Source organism: Collinsella sp. CLA-AP-H1, from assembly GCF_040092945.1.
Lineage (GTDB): Bacteria > Actinomycetota > Coriobacteriia > Coriobacteriales > Coriobacteriaceae > Collinsella.
This window is the reverse complement of the sequence record NZ_JBBNKO010000029.1, coordinates 1-3,196: the sequence shown is the minus strand read 5'-3', so window position 1 is coordinate 3,196 and position 3,196 is coordinate 1. Positions and strand designations below refer to the sequence as shown.

The 3,196-nt window shown below is 59.4% G+C and carries 2 protein-coding genes; both read left to right on the top strand.

Going from position 1 to position 3,196, the window contains the following annotated elements; genetic code table 11:
• The first annotated feature begins 151 nt into the window (after positions 1-151).
• Positions 152-2,173, top strand: a complete 2,022-nt coding sequence (locus AAAV44_RS09735; protein ID WP_349115457.1) for a 5'-nucleotidase C-terminal domain-containing protein — start codon at positions 152-154, stop codon at positions 2,171-2,173.
• A gap of 130 nt (positions 2,174-2,303) precedes the next feature.
• The gene (locus AAAV44_RS09730) at positions 2,304-3,071 is read left to right on the top strand and encodes a mechanosensitive ion channel domain-containing protein (RefSeq protein WP_349115456.1); all 768 of its coding nucleotides are present in this window, start codon (positions 2,304-2,306) and stop codon (positions 3,069-3,071) included.
• Positions 3,072-3,196: the final 125 nt, after the last annotated feature.

Here is a 3,196-nt window from a genome sequence, read left to right as displayed (position 1 = left end):
GGCGCAGGCAGGTAAGATTGAAGGGCCTGACGCCGGAGGAGTTCCGGAACCAGGCCCTTGCGGCGTAGTCGCTATTTATTCAGTCCAAGTTTCGGGGCGCAGTTCACAGGCACCTTTGTGGTGGTTTTTGTTTAGGAATACGGAGACTGCCATGAAAAGATTCATCCCCCGCTTTGCGTTAACCGCCGCGCTGCTTGCCGGCGTGCTCACTGGCGCACCCAGCCTCGCCCTTGCGAGCGATCTGCCCCAAGCGATCTATGGCACCGTGACCGTCATGCACACCAACGATATCCACGGCAGCTACAAGTACAGCTACAACGCAAGCAAGGGCACGGGCACCATTGGCTTTGACGGACTGGCGGTTCTCTATAGCGCCCAAAACAACGCCCCCGACTTTCTGCTCGATGCAGGCGACACCTTCCACGGGCAGTCCTTTGCCACCATGAGCGAGGGCAAGAGCATCGCCGAGCTCATGGACACCTTCTATGCAGATGGCTACGACGCGACCACGCCGGGCAACCACGACTGGAGCTACGGCGCGGACAAGCTTCGCACGATGGCCGGCAATGGTGCCACCAGCACGCCTTTCGCCATGCTTTGCGCGAATGCAACGTCTTCGAACGGCGTATGGAGCTCGAGCATCACCAAGACGCTCAACCGCACTTGGAAGGACGACGAGGACAGTTCCACGTTTAACTACAAGATTAAGGTCGGCGTCGTCGGAGCCATGGATGAGACGCTGGGCTCCTCGCTGCGCGCGGACCTGATTGAGGGCACGTCGTTCTCGGGTGCGGCGGACGCCATCAATGCCGAGGCCAAGCGACTGCGCGAGGATGAGGGCTGCAACGTTGTCGTTTGTATCGCACATACGCTCAACGCCAGGGCCTTTGCCGCACAGCTCGACGGCGTGGATGCCCTGATCGCAGGCCACGAGCACATCAACTTAAATGAGAACGTGACGGGGGCCGATGGCAAGCCGGTCCGCGTCGTCGAGGCGGGCAGCGCCTTTGCCGAGGTTGGTCTGCTTTCCATCCCCTATGAGTACGACACCAAGGGTACCGAAACCACCAACGACGACATAGTGACGGTCTCCGCAGGCGGCAGCGCCGAGACGCTCTACGCCGCCAAGGACGTCGACGACCTTTTGGCAGACCCTAACAACCAGAACATCCTTGATGAGGTCCGCAACAACAAAATCAAGCCACTCGACGACGCCTTTGAAATCGAATCGAACAAGGTACTCGGCACATCCACCGCCAACTATTTCTATGGCGAGGACGCGGCGGGCACACATGGCTGGGAGATGGTGCGCACCACCGATTTCCGCCCCAGCAAGGAGGGCGACACTACTAAAGCCCAGACCATCGGACATGTGATCTGCGGTTCCTATCTTAATTTGAGTGGCGCGGACCTTGCTATTGAGAACGCGGGCGGCATCCGCGGCGGCATCGCGGCGGGAGACGTAACCGCCGGCAACGTCATCGCCATCTCGCCCTACGGCAACACCTTGGAGACCTGGACCATGACCGGCGCGGACTTCCTCGCAGCGCTTGAGCACTCGTTGGAAATTAGCGACAAATGCAATGACAGCTACGAACTTCAGCAAGCCTACGTCGCAGCCGGCCACACCGAGCAGGAAGCCCAGGACATGTACAAGTGGCCCGACGACTCCGGCAGCGTTCTTTCCTTTGGCGGCATCAACGTGACAATCGACTGGACGCAGTCTGAAGGCAAGCGCATCGTGAGTGCCACGCTCACCAAAGACGGCAGCACGCTCGACCCCGCCAAGACCTATACCGTCGCCACCAACAACTACATTATCACCAACACGACCGACTTCCCCACCTTCGCAAACGCCACCAAGCACACCGAGTGGGGCACCTGCGAGTCAGCGCTGAGGGCACTGATTGGGCAGAATGGCTGGGAGAACAAGATGGCCGGACTCGCCGGCACCATCAGCTTCGGCTCCGCAGCCGTGGATCCCACGCCTACACCGGCCCCGACGCCTAAGCCCTCGCCTAAGACGGATACGACGATCACGCAGGTCACCACCAAAAAGACGACCGGCAAGCTTGCCGCAACGGGAGACCGCACGCTGGCCGTGGTCGGCGCATGCCTCATTGGCGGCATCGTCATGGTCATCCTCGGCATCATCTGGAAGCGCCGCCACTAAGGTATGTCGCTAAATCTTGGAGCCCGTACAGCGCCGAGCCTCATATCGAGCACAGAAGCCCGTCCGAATTTGATCGGACGGGCTTCTTGGTGGGTATCATGGTTGGACGATCATTAGGAGGTTTCCCTACATGGAATTGTTTGAGCCAATTCTTCATTTCTTTGCACAACGATGGGTCCACAACATCATCTGGGCATGTATCTTGGCCATCGGCACCGCCGTTGCCGCCAAGGTCGCGTCCAAGACCCTGCACCACCTGCTTAGCCGCGACGATAACCCACTCCCTTCATCGAGCATCTTCATCAACATCGCGCGCGCTATCATCTGGATGATTGGCGGCAGCTTTATCCTCGACAACTGCTTTGGCATTAACGCAAACGCCCTCGTCGCCGCTCTTGGCGTCGGCGGCATCGCCATCTCGCTCGGCTTTCAGGACACGCTGTCAAACCTTATCGGTGGCATGCAGGTGACCTTTATGGGCATCATCAAGCCCGGCGATAATATCGAGGTCGGCGGCGTGTCAGGCGTGGTCCAAGACATCACCTGGCGTCATACGACCATCGAGGACGCCTGTGGGCAAACCATCATCGTCCCCAACTCCAATATCTCCAAGAACACGCTCGTGCACCTCATGCCCTTTGGGCGCGTAGCCGTCCCCGTCGCGGTCAAGGACACGTCCAAGTGGGCCTCGCTCGACGCACTGGCAGACGAGCTGACCAGCGCCACCAAGGCCGCCGTGCTTCCCATCTCGGGCTTTGACAAGGAGCCGTATGTGCTCTTTAGCGAGATCGGCGACTTTGGCATCAAGGGCAAGATCATCTTTATCGTCAGTGACGACAGCACCACCTTTACGGCAGCCGACGCCTGCATCCGCGCCATCGCCCCCATCATCGCCTAAAACCACCACAAAGGGGACAGTGAACTGCCTCCCATTTCTTGGACATCGGGAAATGGGAGGTTTTCCATGAGTATAGACCTCAGGGTGAAGCACGACCTGGAGTCCAGGAGGCGGGCCGTCGAGCT